Origin of the sequence: Caballeronia glathei, assembly GCF_000698595.1 — a bacterium.
Taxonomy (GTDB): Bacteria; Pseudomonadota; Gammaproteobacteria; order Burkholderiales; family Burkholderiaceae; genus Caballeronia; species Caballeronia glathei.
The window spans coordinates 85,423-109,828 of sequence record NZ_JFHC01000021.1 but is presented as its reverse complement, the minus strand read 5'-3'; the positions used below and the strand labels follow the sequence as shown (position 1 = coordinate 109,828).

Sequence of the window (24,406 nt, the reverse complement as noted above, 5' to 3'; positions counted from 1 at the left end):
CGCGAAGAACAAGCTCGTCGACCAGTCGAGGAACTAAGGCATGAGCACGACAGCGGCGGAACCGGGCACCGTGACCGCATCCCGGGTATTGACGATAGAAGACGACCGGATGGCCGGCACCGAGATCATCGCGGAACTCGAAAAGTCCGGCTTCCTGGTGGACTGGGAAGACGACGGAAGCGAAGGACTCGCGCGCGCGGTCTCGGGCGGCTACGACGTGATCATTCTGGACAGGCTGCTGCCCGGCCTCGACGGACTCACCATTCTCACCACGATGCGCACCGTCGGCGTGCACACGCCCGTGCTGATGCTGAGCGCGCTCGGCGATGTCGATGAACGCATTCGCGGCCTGCGCGCGGGCGGCGACGACTATCTTACGAAGCCCTTCGATCCCGACGAGCTGACGGCGCGTCTCGAAGTGTTGCTCAGGCGCCGCCGCGAGCCCTCGGCACAGCCCAAGACCCGTCTGAGCGTCGGGCCGCTCACCGTGGACCTGCTCACGCGCAAGGTCACGCGCGACGGCGCGGACGTCGCCCTGCTGCCCACCGAATACCGCATCCTCGAATTCATGATGCGCCACGCGGGGCAGCTCATCACGCGCACGATGCTGTTCGAGGCCGTGTGGGGCTATCACTTCGATCCGGGCACGAACCTGATCGACGTGCACATCGGCCGGCTGCGCAAGAAGATCGACACGCCCGGCGTCGAACCGCTCCTCCAGACCGTTCGCGGCTCCGGATACATCCTGTCGTAGCGCCTTGACCGAAACGCGCTCCGCCCCGCCCCCGGCCGAACCGTCACGCCGCTGGCACACCACGGCCTTCAGATGGCTGTCGGTCTATGCGCTGATGTTCGCGCTCTCCGTGATGGCCCTGATGGGCTTCATCGGCTGGCTCGTGACGACGACGATGGAAGGCGACACCGACGTCGTCATGCAGTGGCAGCTGTTCTACTTCGACTCCGTCGCAGATGAAAAGCTGGCCGATGCCATCGAACGCCGCATCGATCTCGGGCAGATGCATGCGAACTTCTATGGCCTCTTCACCGCCGACGGCCGCCACATCGCGGGCAACATCCTCGCCGTCCCTCGCGGACTGCCGCCCGATCGCACCGGCCATACGTTCGACCGCACGCTCACGCTCGTGCCGGGCGAGCCCGTGCCCGTGGTGCGCGCCATGGCCGAGCTGCGCCGCAACGGCCAGGAACTCGTGCTCGCGCGCGACCTCACGCACGTGCTGCGGATTCGCCAGACGATGATTCACGCGCTCGTCGGCGCGGGCGTCTACTGCCTGTCGATCGGCATCGCGAGCGGCTTTCTGCTGAGCTTGCGGCAGATGCGCCGCGTGCGCGCGATTCGCCGCGTCACGCTGAAGATCGCACAGGGCGACCTGAATCAGCGGCTGCCCGTGGGCGACCGCGACGAGCTCGACATGCTCGCGCAACTCGTCAATCACATGCTGGACGAAGTCGAGCGTCTGATGAACGAAGTAAAGGGCGCATCCGACGGCATCGCCCACGACCTGCGCACGCCGCTCGCGCATATCCGCACGCTGCTCGCGCGCATCGCCGAGCGCACCGGCTCGCTCGACGACGCGAGCATCAAGGGCATGGTCGAGCAGGCCCGCACCGAAACCGACTCCCTCCTCGACCGCTTCCGCGCGATGCTGCGCATCTCCGAGATCGGCGCGCTGAAGCGCCGCGCGGGCTTCGGCACCGTCGACATGTGCTCGCTCATCGGCGAACTGTGCGAGCTGTACGAGCCGCTTGCGGAGCAGCGCTCGATCCAGTGGATCGTCCATCTCGATCCGGTGCAGCCGATCCAGGGCGACCGCGCGCTCCTGTTCGAAGCATGCAGCAACCTGCTCGACAACGCGATCAAGTTCTCCCCCGATGGCGGCATGGTGCACATCCAGCTTACCCAGGCCCCGTTCGGGCCGCGGCTCGGCATCACCGACAACGGCCCGGGCATTCCGGTGCACGAGCGCGAAGCCGTGCTGCAGCGGTTCTATCGGTCCGACCATACGCGGCACATCAGCGGTTCGGGGCTCGGCCTCGGCATCGTGACCGCGGTCATGCGCGTGCACGACTTCGTGCTGCGCATCTCCGGCGAGTTTCCCGGCACGACGATGACGGTGGAATGCTGGCCTCATACGCTTCAGTGACGGCGACGCATCGTCGCGCGTTCAACTCCCTGTAATTCCCGATGCGAGTTCTACTGGTATCCCGTTCACACGCCGACGAGGCGTATCTCCACAAGGCGCTGCGCGAAAACGCGCACAGCCTTCAGGCGACGCATGATCTGCACGACGCGCGCTACGTCGCCTCGCTGGATGCGTTCGACGCCATCGTCATCGTCGCTCTCGAACCGGATGCCGTCGCCACACTGTGCGCCCTGCTGCCCGAGTTCGGCCGGCAGCCGGGCATGCCCGCGATCATCGTGGTGCTCGCGCAGGCCACCGCGCCGGAGCGCGCATGCATCCTGCGCGCGGGCGCCGATGCGTGCCTCGTCCAGCCCTACTCGTTCATCGAACTGCACGAGCGCATGGTCGCGCTGCATCGGCTCGCCGCGCGCGAGGGCGCTGCAGGCGACGGCGCCGCTTCGATGTCGCTGCGGCTCGACGCGCTCACGCACGAACTCGTGGAGGACGGCAAGCGCGTAACCGCCACCTCGCGCGAGTATCTGCTCGTCGAATGCCTGCTGCGGCAGGCGAACTCGCCGGTCGCCCGCGATCAGCTCATCCGCTATGCGTGGCCCGATCGCGACGACGTGGATCCGTCGAGCGTGAACCTGCTCGTCTCGCGCCTGCGGCGCAAGCTCGCGGGCAAGTCGTTCGCCGCGCAGATCGAAACCGTCAGCCGCTATGGCTACCGCCTGACAACCTCGTCAGCAACGCGTTGAGCCTGCAGCGCGGGTCACTGCCCGAAGAACACGGTGCGGTTCAGGTCCCGCATCTCGCCGTCGTGCTCCGCGTGCACGAGTTCGCGATATACGTCCGCGCGGGTCTTCGCGGCGGGCGCCGCCGCGCTTCGCGCAGCGCCCTGGTCCGCCTGAGCGAACGAAGGCGCGGCGCCTGCAGCGGCCTCTGCGGTCGCTGCAGGCGCAGGGTCGTCCTGCGAAGCCGACTGGGCGAACGCAACGGGCGTGGCAAAAAGCGCGACGAGCACGCCGATGATGAGAGTCTTCATGTCGCTTTCCTCGATACTGACTGAACGGACCGCCGGGCGGCGGCACGCGAAGCACTGTCGATATGAGATTAGCCAGCGGGCCCTGTCGGAACGCTGGCACGCACATGAAAACTTATTCATCGGATGGGAAGCGGTGCCGCCCACAGCGTGCCGCGTCGGGACCATCGAGGGCGAAGCGCATCCGCGCGTCTAACACGCGCGCTACCCGAACATGAAGATTCTTTCAGACCACGCACCATAAAGGTGTGATTTACTGATTCGGCCCGTGCCCTCACGCACGGGGATCACGGGTGCAGCGACAGACCCTTGATCGCCTTGTCGACCCCGTTCTTCACGCCTCGTATCGCCAGACCGACAAGGTCGGGGGCGTCGGGCGGTTCGCGCCTGAATGCCTCCCGGTTCGCCTCGTCATGGCCGGTGGAGAACATCGCACGAACGTAGACGGCGCGGGTCAGCTCCCGCTCGATACTCTGACGATATGCCCGCAACAATCCAGATGCATTTGCCTTGTAGATCATCATCGGCTGCCCGAGCAGCCGGGCGTGGGTGCGCCCGCTCGCGTCCTCGTACGGCGCGCCGAGCGCATGCGGCGCCGCCCCTGCGATGCCCGTCGCGAGAAACGCCGTGACATTCAGCTTCTGCCATATCGCGAGATCCTCCAGCACGATGACCGCGACTTTCGTATCGAACTCCATGTTGCTCTCCATGCATTGCGTGCGCCTCGCCGCGTACGTCCGCAAAGGCGCCTGATTCAGGAACGACTCGAGCACGATGATATTGATGAACTGCCGGCCGATGCTTGTTTTCGGCGAAAAAACGAACGGCGTTAGCCGATTGGCCTCGGCTGATGCGCGCTCGCCTGCGCGGCGCCGAACGTTGCGCAAGCGGAATTGATCAGACCGCCAATGCTCCGGCGCGCGTTGCATGGCGCGCGTGCGCGAACGAGACCGGCATGCAAGCCCGCCTGCGGCCGGTTCCGCGCGGCGACGCCCGCGTCACTTTCAACTTCATTAGTTAACCCAACATTCCGGTGTCAGCAAACGTTTTCGATCGACGTTACACTGCGCTCGCTGCGAGTACCAGCAGACATATGCAGCACGTATCGGATCGAAACATCACGCGAGGATTTACGTCGATGAGCGCCGCAGACTTACCCAGCATGCTTCCCGATTTGCTGCCGAGATTGTGGGCGTTTGCGCTACGAATTTCTCGCGATCAGCACGACGCCGAGGATCTGGTGCAACGCGCCTGCCTGCGCGCGCTTGAACGTTCGCATCAGCTGAAGCCGGACACGTCGCCGCTCAGCTGGATGTTCTCGATCGTGCACTCGACATGGATCAACGAACTGCGCGCGCGCAACGTGCGCAACCGCACCAGCATGGAGTGGGACGACAGTTTTCTCGAGACCGTCGCGGACCCGGCCGCGCGCAATCCAGAGACCGACGTGATGAACCGGCAGGTCGTCTCAGCCGTAGAGCAATTGCCTGAAGCGCAGCGCGCCGTTATGCTATTGGTAGCCGTCGAAGGACTCAGTTACCACGAAGCAGCGGAAGTCCTCGATGTGCCGATCGGGACGGTCATGAGCCGTCTGTCACGTGCCCGGCAGGCCGTCGGGGCCCGATTCCTTACGAGAGAAGATCGGAAAGTGAAAACTGCTGCGAAAAGCAAGGACGCTGCGTCATGAACATAGACGATACGCTGCTGATGGCCTATGTCGACAATGCGCTGTCGCCTGACGAGCGCCAGTGTGTCGAAAAGAAGCTCGATGGGTCCGCCGAAGCCGCCTCGCACGTCGCGCTGCTTCGTGCGTCCCGGCTGCCGTATCAACAGGCTTTCGCGCACCAGAAGCTGCCGCCGGTGCCCGAAAACCTGAAACGAAAGATCGAACAGATGGTGCGCGCTTTCGCAAGCAACGACGAAACCATCGAGCAGTACGGCGGCGGCATCGCGGTCCCGATGCAGGGCCGCTGCACGCCGCGCGTCGCGCCCGCATGGCTTGCCGTCGCGTTCGTCGCGGGGGCCTTCGGCTGGGCCGGGCTATTGCGTCTCGGACCGGGCGCCACTCCGGACATCATGTCCGCTTCGGCGTCGCTCGAATCGCAGGGCGCATCGCCGTGGGTGCGGGCGGCGGCAAACTATCAGCAGCTCTATACGCGCGACACGCTTGCGCATCTCGACCCGGACCTCCGCTTATCGGAGCGCATCGTCGACGAGATTCGCCGCGACGACGGCATCGCGGTGAGCATCCCCGACCTGAGTTCAATGGGCCTCGAGTTCAAGCGCGTGCAGCGTCTGCGCTTTCACGACAAGCCGCTCGTGCAGATCGTTTACCTGCCGAAGAGCGGCGGTTCGCCCGTCGCGCTGTGCGTGACGAAGGAAGCGAAGCCCGACCACGCCATCGCGGCGCAGGATATCGACGACATGGACGTGGTCACCTGGCGACAGGCGCAGCAAGGCTATGCGCTGATCGGCAAGACGGATGGAATGGACCTGAACATGCTGGGCAAGCAGCTGTCCGAGGGCGGCGGCGAACAGTTGTATTGAAGGGCGCGTTGCGCTCTTTTTTCTTGTCGCTCGCCGCGGGGGAGCGCTGCACAATCTTCCTGCAAGCTCTTCCAGCAACGCCGTTTCGATTCGGGCGCCATTCGTTTCGACAGGGACGGCCACCCCGGCGTGGCATCCCTTCTGCGTGCCTGCGTACGCACGAACCGCCGCTTGCGCACGCACATTGGTGATACTCGATGCTCAGGCGCCGATGCTCTCCGCCAGATCGGCGCGCCACCGATGGCTCGCCTTGCGATCGCCTTCCAGCCAGCGGCGCACGGATACCGCCATCTCGCGCGCGATATCCGAAGCGTCTTCGTGATCGACCGTGAATTCGAGCGTCAGCCCGTTGGGGTCCTTCACATACAGCGACGTGCAGAAGCCGTGCCTCAGCGTGAACGGACGAAAGCCCGCATCGGTCAGGCGGCTCTCGATCTCGTCCTGCGTCGAACGCTCGACGAGCAGTGAAATGTGAATGAAGATCGAGCGCTGCTTCGCCTTCCACGCGGCCTGCTTTTCGGTGTCGGCGAAGTTGAAGAAGGCAAGCGCGCTGCCGTCGCCCAGTTCATAAAAGGCATGGCCGAGATCGACCCATTCGTCGTCGAGAAGCTCGCGTTCGATATCCATGTCCGCAAGCGGAAGGCCCAGGACCTCTTCGTAGAAGTAGCGGGTCTTCGCGTGATCGTCCGTCGTATAGGCGTGGTGATGCAGACGCATTGGAAGCTTCTTCAACGGCTTTGCTGCCTTGACTCTTGCCAACTGATTCATGCTTCAACTCCTTTCCTTTCCTTACCGCAATAAGCGCACATTGGGCGATAGCTGGAATCCTGCCGACCGGGCTTCCATGGCGGCCATGCCGAGCCTCGCGCTTCGACATTGCCACCACGGTAAAGCTGAGGGGCTTCCCCGTAAACACGCCGGTTGCTCGAATATTCCGCCTCTGTATACAAAGACGCGGACCGTTTCATCGATGCCCCGACTCATGCCGCGCGCTCGCGGATCGCGCACAGGAGTGTGCACAGCGCAGGGGAATATCTGCGTGGCTCGCACGTTATCCGAGTGACACATGCGAGGGGCAATCGGCCCGGCTTACGGATGGAGCGTCACATGAACTCGGATCAACGCATATTGATTTACTACGACGGCTCGGCCGAAGCGAAGTCGGCGCTGGTTCGCGCGGGCCGCATGGCCGTCGCGCTCGATGCGCACACGCATGTGCTGACGGTCGTCGACACGGGCACTTCTGTCGTATCGACTGCTGGCCTGCTGTGCGACCTCGCGTACGTCGGCATCGAGAACACCACGCGGGACCTGCTGAAGGAAGCGCTCGATCAGATGAGCGAAAGCGGCATCGTCGTGAGCGGGCATATCGCGGTGGGCAACGTCGTGGAGAGCATCGCAAGACATGCCGAGATGCTCGATGTGGACCTGCTCGTCGTCGGCTACCGCAACCGCCGCGGCTTCGCGCGCTGGCTGGGCGGTGCCGCGACATACACCGGACTGGTCGAGCGCGCGAAGGGCCGCACCGTCGTCACGGTGCCGCTGGAATGAACCGGCAGCCTGCGCTCGATGACGCATGGCGCCGCTCGCAGCGCTACGTTCATCGCTCGCATACGCGCGCGAGTGCACGATCGAGCGCAATGACGCTCAGCGTGTCCAGTCCGCGCTCTTTCGCGTAGGCCGCAACGGCCGTCGCGAGCATCGTCGCGCCTTCGGGGTCCTCGCGCAATGCGCGCGTCGCGGCGAGTTCCCGGACGAGTTCCTCTTGCAGACGATCCAGTTCCGGCCGCACATCGCGCTTCAGGTCCGGGCGCGGTTCGTCGGGCGCGGCGCCGCTGCGGCGCCATTGCGCAATCAACGTGTATTGCACGAGCTTGTTGGCTTCGATCTGGTCGGTGAAGAAATGCGTGGCGAACACGCGGGACAGACCATGCGACGCTCCGGCGAGCGCCGCGGCGGAGATCACGGCCGCTTCACGCGCGCCGTCCTCGACCACCTGCTGCGCATGCCACTTCGCGAGCGCGACTTCGCGCGCGAGGGCAAGCCGTGTCGCGGACATCTCGATCAGGGGAAAGAACTCGTCTCCATGCATGTGTTGCGCTCCGGAAGATAGGCGCGGCGAAGGCCGGCGCCGGTGCGAGCTTGCAACCCATCGGCACGCGCATGGCACTGTGCTATCGATCGGCACGCTCCGCGCGAAGCAGAAGCGCGGGAAAGGTGCCGCGCGTCGGATGATCGCGAGGGCTCGCCGAACGAACAACACCTGCGCGTGCCGATTATTCCCGTCCGGTTCGTGCAGCATGGCGGCGGCGAGCCGTTGGGCATGTCACTCGCACGCGCCGCCCTTGTCCGCGAGCGAGGGATGAAACAGCAGTTCCGGGCGCCCCTCGCGGTCCACGAACACGACCGCGTTCTGTTCGAACTCGACCATCAGTTGCGTGGCCACGTCGCTGTCCGCACCGAGCGCGAGCAGGCTCGCCTCGCCGGGCCACGCGCCCAGCGGGTCGAGGCCGGCGCCGGGGATCGTCGCGAGCGACAGGCCTTCGAGACGCACGGCGAGCGCCTGCTGGCGCGCAGCGTTGTCCGCGTCGCTCGACGGGTGGCTGAAGGGATTGAAGGCCGTCACGAAGACAGCTGTCTCCACGCCGTGGCGTGCAAGCAGTCGGGCGATCGCCGGGCTCGTCTCGCCGATGCGCATGTCGACGGGCGGGTCCGTGAAGACGCGATATCGCGCCGCCCTGTACGCCGCCAGTGTTTCGCCCTTCACGCGAACTCCGGTTTCATCGTTTGCCACCTATACTTTCAGAAGCGTTGCCGCGCGAGGCGCGCGCGTGCATGACAGGGTCTTGACGAACGGCTCGTGGCGCATCGATGCACGCAGATTCGATGACTCAATCGTATGAGGAGGACGTCATGACGCGCAAATACATCGATTGCCGCGAGGTGCCGAGCGACATGAACTGCTCGGTCGCGCTTTCCGCGGATTCCGACGACGAACTGCTGGAAGCAGCCGTGCAGCATGCGGTTTCGGTTCACAAGCATGCCGACTCGCCGGAACTGCGCTCGCAGCTGAAGACGTTTTTCCACGACGGCACGCCGCCCGCCGACGCGCCGCGCAAGGCCTGATGCATCGGCAGTCCCGGCCTCAGCCCAGCTCGAACGTCGTCACACCGTACACGCGCTCGACGGGCACACGGGGAGGCTCGCCCGTGTACATCCGCGCGGTTTCGAACACGCTTTTCATGTCGCGGCCCACCGCCAGCGCAACGGCCGCCGCGTTGACCTCGGGCACGTCGAGAAAGACCGTCTCGCCCGGCACCGCGGCGACGAGCGCGTCGTGGAGTGCTGCGGCGGTCGCGCTGTCGTCGGCGAATAGCGGACCGATCTTGTAGCCGCTGCGGCACGGCCGCAGCACGCCGTACCCGCGCAGCCCGCCGTCCTTCATCGCCGCCCGCGCCACCGCGCCGGGATGATCACACCAGGCCCGCAGAAACGCCGGGCGCGGCGCGGAAAACATCAGGCTGTCATAGTCCACCAACTGCCCGAAAGGCACCGCTGGCAATTCGACGATACCCGGCGGCACGCCTCCACCGGCGCTGCCCTGCGCCGTGCCCTCGAAGCGGATATTGCGGTAGGCCAGGCGAAAACCCGAGCGGCGGTAGTTGGCCTGCTGCGCGACGACGCCATCGAGCCCGATGTTGCGATCGCCGAGATACGCCATGCCGGCCTCCCACAGCCGCATGCCGAGCCCCTTGCCGCGAAACTCCGGCTTGACGATATAGAGGCCGATGAAGCCGAAGCCGTCGCCGTAGGCAACCGCCGACACGCACCCCACGGGCTCCCCGCCCTGCTCGCCGATAAAGAAGCCCTGAGGGTCGGCGGCGAAGAAGCAGCGCGCGTCGTGGCGGCCCGGATTCCAGCCTTCGGCGGCGGCCCATTCGAGCGCGAGTTCGACGTCGCCGGGCGTCATGCGGCGAATCGAGAACGCAGGGTCCGTGTTGCCGGTTTCTGTCATGCGGTCACCTCGGGCGCCGTTGGCAATGCGTCAAGTGTCGCTCCATTCGGCGGGCGGCAGCAAGGCGCCTGCGGACCGGCTCGAGAGCGGTGACCGCATCTCGCGCGATTCGCGCCGGCTCGAGTTTGGGCGGCCCGCGCAGCCATGTCCGCCCTGTCACGGAAATCGACGTTCTCATCCGGCGCAGCGTGCCGCGGCGTCGGCGCGGCAGCATCGGCTCGGGCTGACGGAGGGCAAACAGGCAGATCGGCGCCGGCGTGGCAAGGCGTGGCGGGCATCGGCGGCGCGGCATTGCCGGCTGTGGCCCCGTGAAGGTACGGAAAGGAAGGATGAGAGTGCGCGCCGGTGACTCCGGCATCACCGCGCGGGCGGCGTCACGCCGCGCAAGGACGGCTCAGAGGTAGCGCTGGGAGCGCTCGGTGCGGCGCCAGCTTTGTTTCGACTTCCAGTCCTCGGCGCGAAGTACGTATTCGCCGTCTTCGCGAGCTTCGGCTTCCGAGCCGAATCCTTCCTCGCTGAAGGCGACGACCTTCATTCCGATTCCGGTCGGCCTATCGATGGTGATACCCCAGTGCCACTCGCCCTCCTGCTCGAAGACGTGAAGCGTCGGGTCCGACGACTTGAGCGCTGCGTCCATGTTCAACTCCTTCCGACAAGCGGTTCCTCCGTGCGGCGTCCGCATGGCAACGGACGAAAAACCAGGGTGGCCGAAAGCCCTCTTCGCCTCGAACCGAGGCCCGGGATCCCGCCCAGCCGATACAGCATACGCGGGAGGATGTTGCGTTGCAACAATGGCCATGATTGCTGCGTGGCAAGAATCCTACGAACGGAGGGTCCGCTCACGCGGATGAGCCCGCGAAGCCCCGCGATACGGGCATTTCAGCCAAATAGACGCATGTTCGTGAAACTTTTTTTATCCGGCGGGATCGTGTCCGGCCGTGCGTCCGAACTACAAGGGTAGTCGCGCGTTGCGCGGCGTCAAGGCGCTGAGCGATCCACGGCCGCGAGCCAGTCGCCGATCGCCTGGCTCGTCCAGTCGGGGTCGTCGTGAGGCAGGTCGTGGCCGGCCCAGGGATGCGCGGCGTGCGACGCATGCCACTGCGACGCGATGCGCACAGAGCACACCGGATCGACCAGCCGGTCCGCCGCCGACGACAGCAGAAGCGTCGGACAGCGCGGCGCCGCAGCGTCGGCTCGAAAGCGCGCCGCCGCCAGCAGCTGGCGCACGCCGTTCGCCGCATTCACGCGCGCACTGCGGCGGATGTCGGCCCAATGGGCGATATCGGCGGCGGCGGTATCGCGCCGGTTGCAGGTCAGCGCGTGGATGATCGCCTCGCTTCGCGGCGCGTCGGGCCACGCCGCCGCGACCCGCACGAGCGCCGGCCACGCCGCGGGCCGCAGGCGCTCGGTGACGCGCGCGAACGGCCGCATGCTCGTGTTGATCAGCACCAGCCGTTCGATTTCGTCCGGATGCCGCTGCGCCCACTCGGTCGCGACCATGCCGCCGAGCGACATCGCGATCAGCCGGTACGGCGGCGCAACGCCCCTGTCAGCCGCCCGCGCACGCACGAATGCGGTCATCGCGCGCACGTCGAGCGGCGCCTTCTGCATCCATTCGGCGCCGTTTCCCGGCAGGTCGATGAGCGTGACGCGGTCCGCGAACGCGCCGCCCATGCCGCGAAGGCGCTCTGCGAACGCGCCCCAGTGGCGCGCCTCGCGCGTGAGGCCGCGCAGCAGGATCCACCGGCTCATTGCGCGGGCTTGCGGCACCAGTGCTCGGCCGCGCGCCGCTGAAGTTCGTGCCGGAACTCGCCGCGCGGCAGCCATCGATGCGACGAGAAGGCCGCGCGCGTCAGGAAGTCGAAGAAGCTCGGATGCCGGCGCAGCACCCGCCTCGTGCGATGCGCCTTGATCGGGTTGTAGATGCCGAGCCGCGAGAAAAGCTGCAGCGGGTTCTTCCTGATCCAGCGCCACGAACCCAGTTCGAGCGTCATCGGCAGGAAGATGCTGGGCGCACGCGCCTGGTCGTAGGCCCAGTCCCAGAGATCGCCGTGCAGCAGATATTGGTGGCTTTGCGGCTCGAACGCGTAGCCGTGATGCGGATGCGACTGCTCGAACATCGTCTTCAGCAGGAACATTTCGGGGAGATGGGCCATCTCGCGCGCGGTCCGGGCGTAGGGAAACCAGATGCTGTCGTCCCAGCCGAAGCCCGAATGGCAATCGACCGCAAGGCTGAACGGCCGCGAGATCAGCTCGTCCGTGACGACCGAGAGGAGCGCGGTGCTTTCGAGTTCCATCGATTCCGTGGGGCTGCCGCGATACCACGGCAGCCAGGGGCCGATGCGCTGCCCGCCGGCGAGAAACGGCACGCGTCCTTCGGCGTTTTGCGGCGCGTTGCGCATCAGGTCGACGCCGTTCGGATTCGAGCGCGTGCGCGCCCACATGCCGCCCGGATTCACGATCGGCATGAAGACGAGCCGGATCGAGCGCAACTGCTCGCCGAGCAGATCGTCCCATTCGAGGCGGCGCAGCAGCGCGCGCATGTAGTCGAGGATGAGCTGCGTGCCGATGCACTCGAGCCCGTGCACGCCGCCGAAAAAGCCGATGGCCGGGGCGTTGGGGTCGCTCGATCCGATCGCGGCGGTGACGACGGGAAACGCCCGCGTGCCGCTTCGCACTTCGCACACCGTGCGCCGCTCGAACCGGGTGCCGCCCGCCGCCAGGATGTCTTCGAGTTCGTCGAACTCGGCGAAGCTGTCTGCTGCAACGCGTAACGTGCTCATGGCCACGCCCTGTCGTCTGGTTGTTTTCTGGTTGTTTTTTTCGACGGATCGAGGTCGCCTGATCCGACCGTCCGGTCGATTTTCCCGCTAACGGGACGACGAGTATAGGGCCGATCGGCCGATCGACATACGCGGATTTGTACGGCTCACCGGCGCGCCCGCGCAGGACACGAGACGCGGCGGCGAGCGCGGCGGCACGAAGAGACGATGCGGTCGAGCTACGGCGCGGGCCGCCGCGAACCTTGATCCGGCTCGACCGCGAGCGGCGGATTGGGCACGTAGATCCGGTCGGGATCGCTCGCCGGAGCCTGCGGCATGCCGGCTTCGACGCCGCGCGCGGCGCCTGCGTGCGCCTCCTGCCGCACGACCAGCACCGGAATCATGCTGTGCGTGAGCACCTTCTGGGTCTCGCTGCCGATCAGGAGCGCGCGCATGCCGCCGCGTCCATGCGACGCCATCACGATGAGATCGCAATGACGATGCGTCGCGATGTCGATGATTGCTTCATACGGGTGGGCGCGCACCGTCGCGACGGTGTCGCACTCGACGCCCGCCTCCGTCGCCGTCTCCCCGACGGCCCTGAGGTAACTGTCCGCGTGCTCCCTGGCGGAGCGCATGAAGCGCTCCTCGGTGTCGATGAGCATTTCCGATCCGTATGCGAGCACGTGGAACTCGGGCATCACGTGAAGCGCCGTCAGGCTGGCGCCGTTTTCCTTCGCGACGGTCACCGCCATCTGAACGGCGGCGCCGGAGAGTGCCGAACCGTCCGTCGGCACCAATAGATGCTTGAACATGAGTTCCTCCCGTGCGGGCGTCCTCGTATGTTTCCGGCGGTATCCGGGGTGTCCGGGGTCCGGTCTATGGCCTTCTTGCCGACGCGCGAGGTCCGTGCGGCGGGCGCAGAAGACTGTTTACATACTGCTTACAGTATAGGCGTTGATGCGCTCACCGGTGACGCAAGGCCTCGTGCGGCGTGTCGCCTAGAATGGAAAGACCGTCCTCACTGACGGTTCGAGGTTCCTGTCATGAAAATCCTTTCCCGCCTCTTTCCGGGCGCCGTCGCGATCGCCATCGCCGGCGCCTGGTGTGCCACCAGCGCGTTCGCGCAGCCTCCTTCGCGCTACTACGATCCGTCCGCGCCCATGACGCGCGCCGAGGTGAAGGCGGATCTCGTCGCATGGATCAAGGCCGGCTACGATCCGAACGACTGGCTGAACTACCCTGAAAACGCGCAACGCGCAGGACGGATCGTCGCGGCACAGCGGGCGCAGGCGGCCGGCTCCGGCATTCAGTAGCCGGCCGGCAAGGCGCGCGAGCACCCGCGCGCCGGATGCCGCGGCCAATTCAGAAGTATTACGGGCATCGGCTTGCAGCGGGGCGTTCGCGTCTTCAAACGGCACGCTCGGCACATGCGCGCAGCCCGGCCGGCGCGCAACGCACGCGCCGTCCATCGCCTAGAATCGGAAGGCAGTCCGAGTCTCGCTCCCGAAGCCCGCCGTCCCGGATCACCACCCATGAACGACGACCAGCCCATCGGCGGCGCCCGCCCGCATTCCGATCCGCGCACGCGACGCGTCCTGCATGCATTCACGGCCGCGATCGCGTGGATCAACCGGGTCGACCCCGGCACGCACCGGCGCATCAAGGGGCTGCGGCTCATCACCGCGTTCGGCATCGCGGCTTCGCTCGGCACGCTGCAGGACATCACGAGCGAGCTGCCCGGCTCGGCGTCGCTCGGTACGCTCGCGGGGAGTTGCGCGCTCTGGGCAAGCGTCTCGGAAGCGCGCACGACCCGCCCCGAGTCGAGCCGCGACCTCGCGCTGCTGTGCGCGGCGGGCGCCCTCGGCGCGGCCGTGTTCATCCTGCTCGCGCCGCTCCTGCAGCCGGCCGGCCGCGCGGGTCCGGAACTGACGCTCGTCACAGGCGCCTTCCTGGTCGGCTATCTGAAGCGTTTCGGCGTGCTCGGCGCGGGCATCGGTTCGCAGTTTTTCATCGGACAATTGCTCGCCTATGCGCTGCGGCTCGTGCCCGCCGATCTGCCCGTGGTGGCTGTCGCCGGCATGATCGCGGCGGTGGCGTCGATCGTACCGCGCATGCTGAGCGGCCCCGCCGAGCATCCCGCGTCGGTCGCCGCGCTCGCGCCCGCCGCGGTGCAGAGCCGCTGGAAGCTCGCGCCGGAACTCGTCATGGGCGTGCAGGCCGCAAGCGGCGCGCTCGTCGTGATCGCGCTGAACGCGACGGTCGGCCTGGAGGAATCCGCCTGGGCGATCACGGCCTGCACGTATGTCGTCGCGGGCTCCGCGACCGGCACGGCCGAGCGCGTGCGGCGGCGGATCATCGGCACGCTGATCGGCGTTCCGCTCGGCCTCGCCTGCCTGCCCGTCGCCGTGCATGCGCCGCTGCTGATCTGGGCGGTGGCCGCGCTCGCGATGATCGTCTACTCGATGGCGCTGCCCGAGCGCTACGACATCGCATGCGCGGCCTTTGCCTTCACGCTGATCGTGACGCTGGCGGTGAGCGGCGAGCATTCGATTACGCTGCTCGCGGCGCGCGCATGGGAGACGCTGCTTGGCGGCGCGCTCGGACTCGCGGCCGCGCTGTTCATTTTTCCGCTGCGCCCGCCGCGCACCGCGCAGTAGGCGCACCGGAGCAGGGAGTCGTCCGGTCATGACCGGAGCGCTCGATTCGATTCGCCGCGGCGCCTCCGCGCGCAGGAAGGCGTCCGCCCGATGCAACCGATCCATGCCGTTCATCCGCGGTACAGATCGGCGCGGCGGGCAGGCGTTGCCGTGTTCACGGCGCGCACCGTCTGGCGCGTCTTCAGGCGCAGCACCGGTTCCTCGATATACCGCCACGACAGCTTCGCGAGCACCAGCGCGACGACGAACGACGCCGCGACGCCCAGCGCCTGAACCCACCACGGCACCGCCTGGCCGCCGAACATCGCCTTCACGCGGGCGAGGCGCGCGAAATTCGGCACGAAGTTGTGATAGAGGTAGAACCCGTAGCTGATGCGCCCGAGCGACGCGAGCCAGCGCGTTTCGAGCAGGCCGACCAGCCGCGCGCTGCCGCTGCACGCGATCGAGCAGACGGTCGCGGCAATGCAGACGCCATACAGCATGCAGATGCCCGTGTAGACGACCGGACTCGCCGCAAGCTTCCAGAGCGGCTGGGTCGCGGCGAGCGCCGCGACGCCGCACACGAGCGCGATGAACGTCTGCGGCCGGGACAGGATCTGCCGGGCGACGGACTGTTCCCGGCGCAGCCACGCTGCGCCGATGCCGCCGAGCGCGAACAGCCAGAAATTGCCGAGCGGATTCGTATACGCAACGATAGCCGGCTCGTTTTCAATGCGCATGAGCATTATCGATGCCACGCCGGCCGCGAATACCACATAACAGAATTTCAGATGCCAGCGGGCAGGCGCAATCAACAGGAGCGGTGCAAAAAAAATATAAAACTGCTCTTCAATCGAGAGACTCCATAAATGCGAATAAGGGCCGGGCCAGTAATGCAGCACATCGCCGATCCATATGTTCGATAAATAGGCGAAATGAAAGAGTAATCCCGGGGCGAGCCACGGGCTTGCGAAACCCAGGCCCATCAAGGCCGCCATCACGGCGAGCAGAAGGTAGTAGACAGGGAATATCCGCAGCGTCCGCCTGAAGAGAAAGCGCTTGAGCTCCGCGAAAAAATGACTGGTTTCATCATCGATTTTCTCGCGCTGACCGGTCAATATGCCCGTTATCAGAAAGCCGCTGAGCGCGAAGAATATCCATACGCCGAGATGCCCGATTTCGTTGCCGGGGCCCGTGATGCGATGCTGGGTGAATACCATCAGCACGGCAATTGCGCGCAGGCCGTCCAGGCCGCGAATCCTGTTTTCCATGAATGCCATCGTCCGAATCGGTGTACGCAAACACACCTGGATTGGTGAAGGCCGCGGCGAAGAAGTGGAAACGAGTATCCGTGAAACTTGCGACGCCGCGCCCGAGTGCGAGGACGAAGCAACCGTGGCAACGCGCGCAAGGGCGCGCTGCCTTCGACGTCCCGGGGCGGCGCAGCAGCGAGAACAGGTATGTTCGTTCGCCCGATCCGTGATCGGCACCGTCAGTGCGCCGGTTCCGCCCCATGCGTGCCGTGTGCCGTCGCGACGATGGGCGGATGGGTCCGCACAAACGATGGCACACGCGTTCGGACCATCTTAGGACGGTCGCGGAGGAAAAAAAATCGCCAATGCACGGTTCGCCGGAGAAAAATAAATCCGCAGCGGGTTGCGCGGATTTATTTTCCCGCCGGCAACGCGCCGCGCATTGCCGGCTTCCGTGCTTCGTTCAGTGCCGCGTTCAGTGCTCCTGCGGGCGCGGCTTGTCGCCGCGCAGGATGCGCCGCGCAATGCTCCAGCGGTGCACCTCCGACGGGCCGTCGTAGATGCGAAAGGCGCGCATGTCCGCGAAGATCCGCGCGACCACCGTCTCATGCGTGACGCCCTGCCCGCCCAGCACCTGCACCGAACGATCCACCACGCGCCACAGCGCCTCCGACGAAATCACCTTCGCAATGCTCGACTCGTGCTTGCCGAGCACACCCTGGTCCAGCACCCACGCGCAGTGCCAGATTGCGAGCCGCGTGACGTGGAGATCCATTTCGTTGTCGGCGAGCATGAAGCCGACGCCCTCGTGCTCGCCGAGCGGCTTGCCGAACGCGTGACGCGCGCGTGCATGCGCGCACGCGATGTCGTGCGCCCGGCGCGCCGCGCCCAGCCAGCGCATGCAATGCGTGAGACGCGCGGGCGACAGCCGCACCTGCGCATAGCGAAAGCCTTCGCCCGCCTCGCCGAGCACGTTTTCCGCGGGCACGCGCAGGCCCTCGAAGCGCACCACGCCGTGGCCGCCCGGAAAGCACGAATCGAGCGAGCCCATCGCCCGCTCGATCACGATGCCGGGACTCGTCATGTCGGCGAGGAACATGGTCGCGGGGCCGTCCGAGAGCTTCGCCATGATGATCGCGACGGCCGCGCCCTCGGCGCCCGTGATGAACCACTTGCGGCCGTCGATCACGTAGTCGTCGCCGTCGCGTATCGCGACGGTCTGCAGCATGCCCGGGTCCGCGCCCGCGCCCGGCGGCGGCTCGGTCATGCAGAAGCACGAACGGATCTCGCCCGCCGCGAGGGGGCGCAGCCACCGCTCCTTCTGCGCGGGCGTCGCGATCGCTTCGAGCAGATGCATGTTGCCCTCGTCCGGCGCCGCGATGTTCAGCGCAACCGGGCCGAGCGGCGAATAGCCCGCTTCCTCGAAGAACACCGCCTTGGCCATGTGCCCGAGCCCGAGGCCGCCAAATTCAGGCGACACGTGGCTCGACAGCAGCCCCGCCTTGCGCCCCTTCGCGATCAGTTCGGCGCGCAGGTCCTCGTCCGGACCGTGCGGCGTGCAGCGCGGATCGTGCTCGAAGGGAACGATCTCGTCGGCGACAAACGCGCGCACGCGCGCCTGCAGGTCGCTCAGTTCGGGGGAAAGCGTGAAGTCCATCGGAGATCCTTTGATTGGAAGAGAGACCGTGTCGCGGCAGCATAGCCGGCGCGCGGCGCGCGGCGCCATTGCGTCTTTCCCGATTGCCCTGGCGCACGGGCCGGTTCGGCCGTCGCGGCCGCGCGGCTTCAGTCGTCGTACTCGGAGTATTTCCGCCGGTCGCCCCGCACCTTCTCCGCGGGATATTTCGCGCGATTAAGGGCCATCTTTTCGAGCATCGCCTGATAGAGATCGACATCGAGCCTGTCGGCGAGAAGGATCAGATAGGCGAGCACGTCGGCCATCTCGTGGCGGATGCCGGTCAGCCGGGCGTCGCCCAGCTCGGGCTTGTCGCCCGTCGCAAGCCACTGGAAAGGTTCGAGCAGTTCGCTCGCCTCCACGCTGATCGCGATGGCGACGTTCTTCGGGGTGTGAAATTTTTGCCACTCCCGCTCGCTGACAAATTCGCGGACGAGATCGCGCAACTCGGCGAGCTCGCTTCGCATTTCGGGTCTTTCCATACCGGTGCTTCCTCCGATGTTCCGAATCGACGCGCGCGGCGCGTGCGGTCTGGTTCCGCGGCGGGCGCTTCGATGCCGATGATAGTGGATGCGGGCGGCGGGCACCGCGGCTTGCGGCGGATAGCCCGCAGGATGGCAGGCGTTCCCACCGCCCCTACTACGCATGGACAACTCGTAGTAGCCGCATTCATCGCATCCATCCGATCCCGAGAAGCGTCTGCCTGTTGCACTGAGGCCTCCCTTGCGATCATTACTTGCTTCAACAAACGGTAGTTATTTCCTTATTTACCAATTATTAGAGAACTTTACTATCGAATATGTAACTTCTCAAACTAAGTTTGCTTTTATACCGGCACTGCACGCAAAACCCCACGACAACTACATTCGCCTTGCAAAGAGCCTTCTTGTCTTTTTTAACTACGCCTCATAGAATCGTAGTTAAGCAATGAGCGATGCAAACAACCGCTCGGAGCACACAAACATCCATCCAAGGAGATTCAGATGACGAAACGTATTCTGGTAATCGAGGCCGGATTTGCCGGCATGTGGAGTGCGCTGAGCGCGGCGCGTCTGGTCGACGAACAGGACGCGGCTGACGTGGAGATCGCGCTGATCGCGCCCGAGCCGCATCTGCACGTGCGCCCGCGCCTCTACGAAACCGGAGCCGCGGGCATGAAGGCGCCGCTCAGGGACATCTTCGACGCGGTCGGCGTGAAGTTCATCCAGGGAACCGTCGAGCGGATCGACGTGGAGCGCAACGAGGTGGAAGGTACCGGCACAGAAGGCGACACGTTCACGCTCGGCTACGACCGGCTCGTGCTCGCCACCGGCAGCCGGCTCTTTCGCCCCGGGATTCCGGGCCTGAGCGAACATGCGTTCAGCGTGGACCAGGTCGACGAAGCGGCCGAGCTCGAAGCGCACATCGCCCGCCTCGCCGAGCGGCCCGATACGCCGGCGCGCAACACCGTGGTGGTCGCGGGCGGCGGTTTCACCGGCATCGAAACGGCGGCGGAGATGCCGGCGCGCCTGCGCGCGGCGCTTGGCGAGCGCACCGATGTCAACGTGATCGTCGTCGATCGCAACAGGGAACTCGGCGCAGATCTGGGCCGCGGCCCGCGGCCGGTGATCACCCAGGCTCTCGATGAACTCGGCGTGACGTGGCGGCTCGGGTCGGCGGTGTCGGCGGTCGACGCAGGCGGCCTCACCACGTCGGACGGCCACCGGATCGACGCAAGCACCGTGATCTGGACCGCGGGCGTGCGCGCCAGCTCGCTGACCGCGCAGATTCCGGCGCAGCGCGACCCGCTCGGCCGCCTGCACGTGGACCGCAACCTGCGCGTGAAGGGCGTGGACAACGTGTTCGCGACCGGCGACGTCGCGTACGCCGCCACCGACGACGAGGGCAACTACGCCATGATGTCGTGCCAGCACGCGATGAACCTTGGCCGCTCGGCGGGCCACAACGTCGCGGCCGACCTGCTCGGGCTCGCGAGCGTGCCGTACAGCCAGCCGAAGTACGTGACGTGTCTCGATCTGGGCCCGTGGGGCGCCGTCTACACGGAAGGCTGGGAGCGCGAAGTCCGGCTCGTGGGCGCCGAAGCGAAGGAGCTCAAGCAGCGAATCAACACCGAGTGGATCTATCCGCCGAGCGCCGATCGCGCCGAAGCGCTCGCCGCAGCCGATCCGCGCCGCATCGTGGTCGCGTAACGGACGAAATCGCCAGGAACGCCGTGCACCTGCTTAGTGAATGAACGCTGCACCACGCAAGGCGAATGCAAATGAAAGAAAAGAAGCCGTCCGGCGCAGCACGCCGGACGGCTTCCTTCATTCCCGCCAGCCGAGCGCGGTCAGGTCTGCGGATAGAGCCCGAGCGTGCGCGCCTGCAGCCGCGCGATGCCGAACAGCGCGTCCGTGAACGGCGTCGGCACGCCCGTCATCTGACCGAGTTCGCGCACGGCGCCGACGAGCGCATCGAGTTCGACCGGCCTCTTCGCTTCGACGTCCTGCAGCATCGAGGTCTTGATCGCACCGAGCCGCAGCGTGACCGCGTGGCGATCGGCGGGCGCCTGGTCGATCGGGATGCCGAAGCGCGCGCCGATCGCCTTCGCTTCCAGCATCACGTTCGTGACGAACCCGCACACGAGCTCGTCGCCGAGAATGCGGTCGGTCGTCGCGCCGGTGATCGCGCTGACCGGGTTCATCGTCATGTTGCCCCACAGCTTGAACCAGACGTCTCGCTGGATCTTGTCGGACATCGACGCGTCGAAGCCCGCCTGGGCGAGCATCGCGCACAGCGACTTCACGCGCTCGCTCGGCTTGCCCGCCGCCTCGCCGAGGATGAGGCCCGTGCCCTGATGGTGCCGCACCACGCCGGGGCCGTCGAGCGTGCAGCTCGCGTGCACGACGCAGCCGACCGTCTGTGCGGCGGGAATGGCGGCGGCGATCGCGCCGTCGGGATCGATCGACGCGAGGCGCTTGCCGGCGAACGCGTCGCCCAGGCCGTCGCAGAACCACCACGGCACGCCATTCATCGCGGTCACGACGACGGTGTCAGCGTTCATCAGCGGGGCGATCTGTGCCGCGACCGACGCCATCGCGGGCGCCTTCACCGCGACGATCACGAGATCCTGCACGCCGAGTTCCGCGGGCTGCTCGCTCGCGCGCACGCTCACCGCGTGCGTCTCGCCGCCGTCCACGAGCCGCAACCCGTGCTGCCGGAGCGCGGCGAGCGTCGCGCCCCGCGCGACGACGCTGACCTCGCACCCCGCCTGCGTCAGTTTCACGCCGATCCATCCGCCGATGGCGCCAGCGCCGTAGATGCATGCTTTCATCGTCTCGTTCCTCTCGTCCTCACGACTGTTATCGATTCGTCCCGCCCCGCCTTCCATGGGGCCGCATCGGAGATGCCCCCCGGCTCGTCCAGGCAGGCCGCATTCGCATAGGATACCCGTCCGCCCGTTCCCCCTCGCCCGCACGCTGCGAGTTTCGCGACCCGCGGCATACACTTCAGAAGCCAGATTATTCCGTTAGCATTCGAAAATGTTCAAATATGACATGACGCCTATAATGGGGCTTCGCAGGTTGCCCTGACCCGCATTGTCGTCGAGATGAAGTCCAAGCACACGCAAGCACGCCCGGCCACTTCACCACGTGGTACACACCTGATGCTCCGATACGCGTTCATCGCCGCCACGCTCGCCTGCGTGGTGGGCGCGTTCGCGTGGACGGCCGGCTGGTTCTCGCAGCGGCTCACGCCGCAGCGGATCGTCGACGGCTTCGAAGGCATGAGCGGCGTGCATCCCGGCTTTCGCCGCAATCATGCGAAGGGCATCTGCGTGACCGGGCGCTTCGAGAGCAACGGCGCCGGTGCGGCGCTTTCGAAGGCGAGCGTGTTCAAGGCGGGCGTGTATCCGGTGATGGGCCGCCTGTCGGCGCCGGGCAGCGACCCGACCGAGGCGGACGAGCGCGCGATGGTGCGCAGCTTCGCGCTCAGCTTCTCGCTGCCGGACGGCGAGCAATGGCGCACCGCGATGAATTCGGCGCCGATCTTCGCAGTGCGAACGCCCGAAGCGCTGTACGAGCAACTTGCCGCAAGCGAGCGCGACGCACGCACCGGCCGTCTGAATCCCCTCAAGATGGACGCATTCCTGAAGAAACATCCGGAAACGAGAGCCTTTCATTCCTATATCGAGACGCATCCGCCTGCATCCGGTTTCGACAACGCAACGTATTATTCGATCAACGCGTTTCGCTTCACCGACGCGAACGGGAACGCGCGATACGTGCGCTGGAGCGTCGTGCCCGAAACGCCGTATGAGCCGGTCAGGGAAGACGCGGCACGCGATGCGGATTTTCTCGCGCACGACCTGGTGAGCCGCCTCGCGCGCTGGCCGATCCGCTGGCATCTGATGATCTCGGTGGCGCAGCCGGGCGATCCGGTCGACGATTCCACGCGCCTGTGGCCCGCGGAGCGCGACCGCGAGCGCGTGGATGCGGGCACGGTCGTGATCGATCACGCGCAGTCGCAGATCGACGGGCCGTGCCGCAACATCAGCTTCGATCCGCTGATCCTTCCCGCCGGCATCGCGCCGTCGAGCGATCCGCTGCTTGCAGCCCGTTCGTCGACCTATGCGGTTTCGTTCAACAGGCGCACGCGCGAGGAAGCGCGTTTTACGGCCGGAAGGAATTAGTTCCCACGCATCCGCTTGGGCAAAGCTTTATGAACAACGCTAAGATTCGTGATTGCGGTTTAGCAACGGCGCCGCGCGCCTGCACTTTTCTTGCAGTATCACCCGACCATAGCTATGCGACTCCACGCGAGGAACTCCGTCGATGACCGGCGCAGACTTGTCCAGCATGCTCCCTGAAATGTTGCCGAGATTGTGGGCGTTCGCGCTACGCATCTCCGGCGATCAGCACGACGCAGAAGACCTCGTGCAGCGTGCCTGCGTGCGCGCGCTGGAACGCGCGCATCAGTTGCGGCCCGACACGGCCCCGCTCAGCTGGATGTTCTCGATCGTCCATTCAACGTGGATCAACGAACTGCGCGCGCGCAGCGTGCGCAACCGCTCCAGCATGGACTGGGACGACGATTTCCTCGAAACGGTGGCCGATCCCGCCGCGCGCACTCCTGAGGAAGACGTCATGAATCAGCAGATCGTGAGCGCCGTACAGCGATTGCCGGAAGCGCAACGCGTGGTTATGCTATTGGTAGCCGTCGAGGGACTGAGCTATAACGAAGCTGCCGAGGCGTTGAACGTGCCTATCGGCACGATCATGAGCCGCCTGTCGCGCGCGCGGCAGGCGATCGGCGCACTGTTTGACGGGCGAGAAGACCATAAAATGAAATCAAGGGCTAAAGACAAGGGTTCCGTCTCATGAAAACGGACGATATCCAGCTAATGGCGTACGTGGACGGAGAGCTGCCGCCGCAGGAGCGTGAGGAAGTCGAGCGAGAGATCGACGTCTCACCCGAGCTGGCGGAACGCGTGGCGCTGCTGAAGGCCTCGCGCTTACCGTATCGCCAGGCATTCGCGAACCAGACGCTGCCTCCGGTTCCTGAAAGCCTGACGAAAAAAATTGAGGAACTGGCGCGCGCGGCACAGGCGGGTCAACCGTCGCCGGCGAGCGCCAACGACGCCGTGCTGAAGCACGGCGTGCACCTGCCCCCTTCCGCACCGATTCGCTCGCGCCTGCGCAACGCGCCGGCATGGCTCGCGGTCGCGTTCGTGGCGGGCGTGGTATGCGGAGGCGCGATTCTGCGGCTCGCGCCGGGCGTCGCGCCCGGCATCGGCGCGAACGGTGCAACGCTCGCATCGGCCACGATGGGCGCATCGCCCTGGGTGCGCGCGGCGGCGAACTATCAGCAGCTCTATACGCGCGACACCGTCGCGCAGATCGAGCCCGACACCGACCTCTCCGCGAAGACCGTCGACCAGATCCGCCGCACCGACGGCCTCGCGCTGCGGATTCCCGATCTGCGCGCGGCGGGCCTCACGTTCAAGGGCGTGCAGCGGTTGCGTTTCAACAACAAGCCGCTCGTGCAGATCGTCTACTTGCCGGCCCAGGGCGACCCCGTCGCGCTTTGCGTGATGAAGGACGTCAAGCCGGATCAGACCATCGCGCAGCAGCGCGTCGACAAGATGGACGTCGTGACCTGGCGGCAGGCCGAGCTGAGCTATGCGCTCATCGGCGCGCCCGGCAACGTCGATCTGCCCGCCCTCGCGAAGCAGATTTCCGACAGCCGCGTCGGTTCGATCTTCAGCGAGGCAACCCTCGCGCGCAAGGCTTTCTCGGGCTGAGCTTCCGCTCTCTCGCGGCATTAAGGAATAAATCCTCGTGCCGGGCTGT

General features: G+C 66.1%; 27 protein-coding genes. 13 read left to right on the top strand and 14 right to left on the bottom strand.

Annotated elements, in window-relative coordinates:
• Positions 1–40: 40 nt before the first annotated feature.
• The 3 genes from BG61_RS15415 to BG61_RS15405 all read left to right on the top strand — a co-directional run bounded on the left by BG61_RS15415 (position 41) and on the right by BG61_RS15405 (position 2,899).
• Positions 41–754 (top strand): response regulator transcription factor, encoded by a 714-nt coding sequence (locus BG61_RS15415; RefSeq protein WP_051672552.1) that lies wholly within the window; start codon positions 41–43, stop codon positions 752–754.
• A 94-nt stretch (positions 755–848) separates the two neighbouring features.
• The gene (locus BG61_RS15410; RefSeq protein ID WP_051672556.1) at positions 849–2,162 is read left to right on the top strand and encodes a sensor histidine kinase; all 1,314 of its coding nucleotides are present in this window, start codon (positions 849–851) and stop codon (positions 2,160–2,162) included.
• Positions 2,163–2,203: 41 nt separating this feature from the next.
• Positions 2,204–2,899: a winged helix-turn-helix transcriptional regulator gene (locus tag BG61_RS15405; protein ID WP_035938863.1), complete on the top strand. Its 696-nt coding sequence runs from the start codon at positions 2,204–2,206 to the stop codon at positions 2,897–2,899.
• A gap of 14 nt (positions 2,900–2,913) precedes the next feature.
• Here the strand turns inward: BG61_RS15405 and BG61_RS15400 are convergent, their stop codons facing one another.
• Both BG61_RS15400 and BG61_RS15395 read right to left on the bottom strand, forming a co-directional pair.
• Positions 2,914–3,186 carry a DUF4148 domain-containing protein gene (locus BG61_RS15400; RefSeq protein WP_035938866.1) on the bottom strand — a complete coding sequence of 91 codons (273 nt, stop codon included), beginning with the start codon at positions 3,184–3,186 and terminating at the stop codon, positions 2,914–2,916.
• A gap of 284 nt (positions 3,187–3,470) precedes the next feature.
• A complete protein-coding gene (locus BG61_RS15395; RefSeq protein WP_035939009.1) occupies positions 3,471–3,881 on the bottom strand; it encodes a DUF2000 domain-containing protein in 411 nt (136 codons plus the stop codon).
• A gap of 440 nt (positions 3,882–4,321) precedes the next feature.
• On the opposite strand from BG61_RS15395, the gene BG61_RS15390 reads away from it, so the two are divergent.
• Together BG61_RS15390 and BG61_RS15385 are read left to right on the top strand one after the other, a co-directional pair.
• The gene (locus tag BG61_RS15390; protein ID WP_035938867.1) at positions 4,322–4,870 is read left to right on the top strand and encodes an RNA polymerase sigma factor; all 549 of its coding nucleotides are present in this window, start codon (positions 4,322–4,324) and stop codon (positions 4,868–4,870) included.
• Positions 4,867–5,730 (top strand): anti-sigma factor, encoded by an 864-nt coding sequence (locus BG61_RS15385; RefSeq protein WP_035938870.1) that lies wholly within the window; start codon positions 4,867–4,869, stop codon positions 5,728–5,730. The genes BG61_RS15390 and BG61_RS15385 overlap by 4 nt, the downstream gene beginning before the upstream one ends.
• A 201-nt stretch (positions 5,731–5,931) precedes the next feature.
• Here BG61_RS15385 and BG61_RS15380 read toward each other — a convergent pair whose 3' ends face one another.
• A complete protein-coding gene (locus tag BG61_RS15380) occupies positions 5,932–6,498 on the bottom strand; it encodes a VOC family protein (RefSeq protein WP_051672551.1) in 567 nt (188 codons plus the stop codon).
• Positions 6,499–6,837: 339 nt separating this feature from the next.
• Here BG61_RS15380 and BG61_RS15375 point away from each other — a divergent pair, with 339 nt between their 5' ends.
• Positions 6,838–7,281 carry a universal stress protein gene (locus BG61_RS15375; RefSeq protein ID WP_035939012.1) on the top strand — a complete coding sequence of 148 codons (444 nt, stop codon included), beginning with the start codon at positions 6,838–6,840 and terminating at the stop codon, positions 7,279–7,281.
• A 49-nt stretch (positions 7,282–7,330) separates the two neighbouring features.
• Here BG61_RS15375 and BG61_RS15370 read toward each other — a convergent pair whose 3' ends face one another.
• The gene (locus BG61_RS15370; RefSeq protein WP_051672550.1) at positions 7,331–7,822 is read right to left on the bottom strand and encodes a chorismate mutase; all 492 of its coding nucleotides are present in this window, start codon (positions 7,820–7,822) and stop codon (positions 7,331–7,333) included.
• Between the two features lie 234 nt (positions 7,823–8,056).
• Positions 8,057–8,497: a DUF3293 domain-containing protein gene (locus BG61_RS15365; RefSeq protein WP_051672549.1), complete on the bottom strand. Its 441-nt coding sequence runs from the start codon at positions 8,495–8,497 to the stop codon at positions 8,057–8,059.
• A 146-nt stretch (positions 8,498–8,643) separates the two neighbouring features.
• Here BG61_RS15365 and BG61_RS15360 point away from each other — a divergent pair, with 146 nt between their 5' ends.
• The gene (locus BG61_RS15360; protein WP_035938872.1) at positions 8,644–8,856 is read left to right on the top strand and encodes a DUF1059 domain-containing protein; all 213 of its coding nucleotides are present in this window, start codon (positions 8,644–8,646) and stop codon (positions 8,854–8,856) included.
• A gap of 19 nt (positions 8,857–8,875) precedes the next feature.
• Here the strand turns inward: BG61_RS15360 and BG61_RS15355 are convergent, their stop codons facing one another.
• The 5 genes from BG61_RS15355 to BG61_RS15335 all read right to left on the bottom strand — a co-directional run bounded on the left by BG61_RS15355 (position 8,876) and on the right by BG61_RS15335 (position 13,322).
• Positions 8,876–9,745 (bottom strand): GNAT family N-acetyltransferase, encoded by an 870-nt coding sequence (locus tag BG61_RS15355; RefSeq protein WP_035938874.1) that lies wholly within the window; start codon positions 9,743–9,745, stop codon positions 8,876–8,878.
• A 394-nt stretch (positions 9,746–10,139) separates the two neighbouring features.
• Positions 10,140–10,382, bottom strand: coding sequence for a hypothetical protein (locus BG61_RS15350; protein ID WP_035938875.1), 243 nt, complete (start codon positions 10,380–10,382; stop codon positions 10,140–10,142).
• A gap of 341 nt (positions 10,383–10,723) precedes the next feature.
• The gene (locus tag BG61_RS15345) at positions 10,724–11,497 is read right to left on the bottom strand and encodes an alpha/beta fold hydrolase (protein ID WP_035939018.1); all 774 of its coding nucleotides are present in this window, start codon (positions 11,495–11,497) and stop codon (positions 10,724–10,726) included.
• The gene (locus tag BG61_RS15340) at positions 11,494–12,528 is read right to left on the bottom strand and encodes a M14 family zinc carboxypeptidase (RefSeq protein ID WP_035938877.1); all 1,035 of its coding nucleotides are present in this window, start codon (positions 12,526–12,528) and stop codon (positions 11,494–11,496) included. The genes BG61_RS15345 and BG61_RS15340 overlap by 4 nt, the downstream gene beginning before the upstream one ends.
• 218 nt (positions 12,529–12,746) lie before the next feature.
• The gene (locus BG61_RS15335; protein ID WP_081868077.1) at positions 12,747–13,322 is read right to left on the bottom strand and encodes a universal stress protein; all 576 of its coding nucleotides are present in this window, start codon (positions 13,320–13,322) and stop codon (positions 12,747–12,749) included.
• Between the two features lie 231 nt (positions 13,323–13,553).
• Here BG61_RS15335 and BG61_RS15330 point away from each other — a divergent pair, with 231 nt between their 5' ends.
• Together BG61_RS15330 and BG61_RS15325 are read left to right on the top strand one after the other, a co-directional pair.
• Positions 13,554–13,823 carry a DUF4148 domain-containing protein gene (locus BG61_RS15330; protein ID WP_035938879.1) on the top strand — a complete coding sequence of 90 codons (270 nt, stop codon included), beginning with the start codon at positions 13,554–13,556 and terminating at the stop codon, positions 13,821–13,823.
• 219 nt (positions 13,824–14,042) lie between these two features.
• Complete coding sequence (locus tag BG61_RS15325; RefSeq protein WP_035938881.1) at positions 14,043–15,167, top strand: FUSC family protein; 1,125 nt, start codon at positions 14,043–14,045, stop codon at positions 15,165–15,167.
• 110 nt (positions 15,168–15,277) lie between these two features.
• Here BG61_RS15325 and BG61_RS15320 read toward each other — a convergent pair whose 3' ends face one another.
• The 3 genes from BG61_RS15320 to BG61_RS15310 all read right to left on the bottom strand — a co-directional run bounded on the left by BG61_RS15320 (position 15,278) and on the right by BG61_RS15310 (position 18,556).
• A complete protein-coding gene (locus BG61_RS15320) occupies positions 15,278–16,417 on the bottom strand; it encodes an acyltransferase family protein (protein ID WP_035939024.1) in 1,140 nt (379 codons plus the stop codon).
• A gap of 457 nt (positions 16,418–16,874) precedes the next feature.
• A complete protein-coding gene (locus BG61_RS15315; protein WP_035938884.1) occupies positions 16,875–18,056 on the bottom strand; it encodes an acyl-CoA dehydrogenase family protein in 1,182 nt (393 codons plus the stop codon).
• Between the two features lie 128 nt (positions 18,057–18,184).
• Positions 18,185–18,556, bottom strand: a complete 372-nt coding sequence (locus tag BG61_RS15310; protein WP_035938886.1) for a nucleotide pyrophosphohydrolase — start codon at positions 18,554–18,556, stop codon at positions 18,185–18,187.
• Between the two features lie 501 nt (positions 18,557–19,057).
• On the opposite strand from BG61_RS15310, the gene BG61_RS15305 reads away from it, so the two are divergent.
• Positions 19,058–20,263, top strand: coding sequence for an NAD(P)/FAD-dependent oxidoreductase (locus BG61_RS15305; RefSeq protein ID WP_035938888.1), 1,206 nt, complete (start codon positions 19,058–19,060; stop codon positions 20,261–20,263).
• Between the two features lie 140 nt (positions 20,264–20,403).
• Here BG61_RS15305 and BG61_RS15300 read toward each other — a convergent pair whose 3' ends face one another.
• Complete coding sequence (locus tag BG61_RS15300) at positions 20,404–21,387, bottom strand: 2-dehydropantoate 2-reductase (protein WP_035938890.1); 984 nt, start codon at positions 21,385–21,387, stop codon at positions 20,404–20,406.
• A 333-nt stretch (positions 21,388–21,720) separates the two neighbouring features.
• Here BG61_RS15300 and BG61_RS15295 point away from each other — a divergent pair, with 333 nt between their 5' ends.
• The 3 genes from BG61_RS15295 (at position 21,721) to BG61_RS15285 (ending at position 24,357) form a co-directional block, all read left to right on the top strand.
• A complete protein-coding gene (locus BG61_RS15295) occupies positions 21,721–22,746 on the top strand; it encodes a catalase family peroxidase (protein WP_169743304.1) in 1,026 nt (341 codons plus the stop codon).
• A gap of 142 nt (positions 22,747–22,888) precedes the next feature.
• Positions 22,889–23,437 (top strand): RNA polymerase sigma factor, encoded by a 549-nt coding sequence (locus tag BG61_RS15290; RefSeq protein ID WP_035938894.1) that lies wholly within the window; start codon positions 22,889–22,891, stop codon positions 23,435–23,437.
• Positions 23,434–24,357 carry an anti-sigma factor family protein gene (locus BG61_RS15285; RefSeq protein ID WP_035938897.1) on the top strand — a complete coding sequence of 308 codons (924 nt, stop codon included), beginning with the start codon at positions 23,434–23,436 and terminating at the stop codon, positions 24,355–24,357. Before BG61_RS15290 ends, BG61_RS15285 begins: the two co-directional genes overlap by 4 nt.
• Positions 24,358–24,406: the final 49 nt, after the last annotated feature.

Bases quoted from the DNA above. Each gene is read 5' to 3' on its own strand.
- BG61_RS15415 (WP_051672552.1), top strand. From the start codon at position 41: ATGAGCACGACAGCGGCGGAACCGGGCACCGTGACCGCATCCCGGGTA.
- BG61_RS15410 (WP_051672556.1), top strand. From the start codon at position 849: ATGTTCGCGCTCTCCGTGATGGCCCTGATGGGCTTCATCGGCTGGCTC.
- BG61_RS15405 (WP_035938863.1), top strand. From the start codon at position 2,204: ATGCGAGTTCTACTGGTATCCCGTTCACACGCCGACGAGGCGTATCTC.
- BG61_RS15400 (WP_035938866.1), bottom strand. From the start codon at position 3,186: ATGAAGACTCTCATCATCGGCGTGCTCGTCGCGCTTTTTGCCACGCCC.
- BG61_RS15395 (WP_035939009.1), bottom strand. From the start codon at position 3,881: ATGGAGTTCGATACGAAAGTCGCGGTCATCGTGCTGGAGGATCTCGCG.
- BG61_RS15390 (WP_035938867.1), top strand. From the start codon at position 4,322: ATGAGCGCCGCAGACTTACCCAGCATGCTTCCCGATTTGCTGCCGAGA.
- BG61_RS15385 (WP_035938870.1), top strand. From the start codon at position 4,867: ATGAACATAGACGATACGCTGCTGATGGCCTATGTCGACAATGCGCTG.
- BG61_RS15380 (WP_051672551.1), bottom strand. From the start codon at position 6,498: ATGAATCAGTTGGCAAGAGTCAAGGCAGCAAAGCCGTTGAAGAAGCTT.
- BG61_RS15375 (WP_035939012.1), top strand. From the start codon at position 6,838: ATGAACTCGGATCAACGCATATTGATTTACTACGACGGCTCGGCCGAA.
- BG61_RS15370 (WP_051672550.1), bottom strand. From the start codon at position 7,822: ATGCATGGAGACGAGTTCTTTCCCCTGATCGAGATGTCCGCGACACGG.
- BG61_RS15360 (WP_035938872.1), top strand. From the start codon at position 8,644: ATGACGCGCAAATACATCGATTGCCGCGAGGTGCCGAGCGACATGAAC.
- BG61_RS15355 (WP_035938874.1), bottom strand. From the start codon at position 9,745: ATGACAGAAACCGGCAACACGGACCCTGCGTTCTCGATTCGCCGCATG.
- BG61_RS15350 (WP_035938875.1), bottom strand. From the start codon at position 10,382: ATGGACGCAGCGCTCAAGTCGTCGGACCCGACGCTTCACGTCTTCGAG.
- BG61_RS15345 (WP_035939018.1), bottom strand. From the start codon at position 11,497: ATGAGCCGGTGGATCCTGCTGCGCGGCCTCACGCGCGAGGCGCGCCAC.
- BG61_RS15340 (WP_035938877.1), bottom strand. From the start codon at position 12,528: ATGAGCACGTTACGCGTTGCAGCAGACAGCTTCGCCGAGTTCGACGAA.
- BG61_RS15335 (WP_081868077.1), bottom strand. From the start codon at position 13,322: ATGTTCAAGCATCTATTGGTGCCGACGGACGGTTCGGCACTCTCCGGC.
- BG61_RS15330 (WP_035938879.1), top strand. From the start codon at position 13,554: ATGAAAATCCTTTCCCGCCTCTTTCCGGGCGCCGTCGCGATCGCCATC.
- BG61_RS15325 (WP_035938881.1), top strand. From the start codon at position 14,043: ATGAACGACGACCAGCCCATCGGCGGCGCCCGCCCGCATTCCGATCCG.
- BG61_RS15320 (WP_035939024.1), bottom strand. From the start codon at position 16,417: ATGGAAAACAGGATTCGCGGCCTGGACGGCCTGCGCGCAATTGCCGTG.
- BG61_RS15315 (WP_035938884.1), bottom strand. From the start codon at position 18,056: ATGGACTTCACGCTTTCCCCCGAACTGAGCGACCTGCAGGCGCGCGTG.
- BG61_RS15310 (WP_035938886.1), bottom strand. From the start codon at position 18,556: ATGGAAAGACCCGAAATGCGAAGCGAGCTCGCCGAGTTGCGCGATCTC.
- BG61_RS15305 (WP_035938888.1), top strand. From the start codon at position 19,058: ATGACGAAACGTATTCTGGTAATCGAGGCCGGATTTGCCGGCATGTGG.
- BG61_RS15300 (WP_035938890.1), bottom strand. From the start codon at position 21,387: ATGAAAGCATGCATCTACGGCGCTGGCGCCATCGGCGGATGGATCGGC.
- BG61_RS15295 (WP_169743304.1), top strand. From the start codon at position 21,721: ATGCTCCGATACGCGTTCATCGCCGCCACGCTCGCCTGCGTGGTGGGC.
- BG61_RS15290 (WP_035938894.1), top strand. From the start codon at position 22,889: ATGACCGGCGCAGACTTGTCCAGCATGCTCCCTGAAATGTTGCCGAGA.
- BG61_RS15285 (WP_035938897.1), top strand. From the start codon at position 23,434: ATGAAAACGGACGATATCCAGCTAATGGCGTACGTGGACGGAGAGCTG.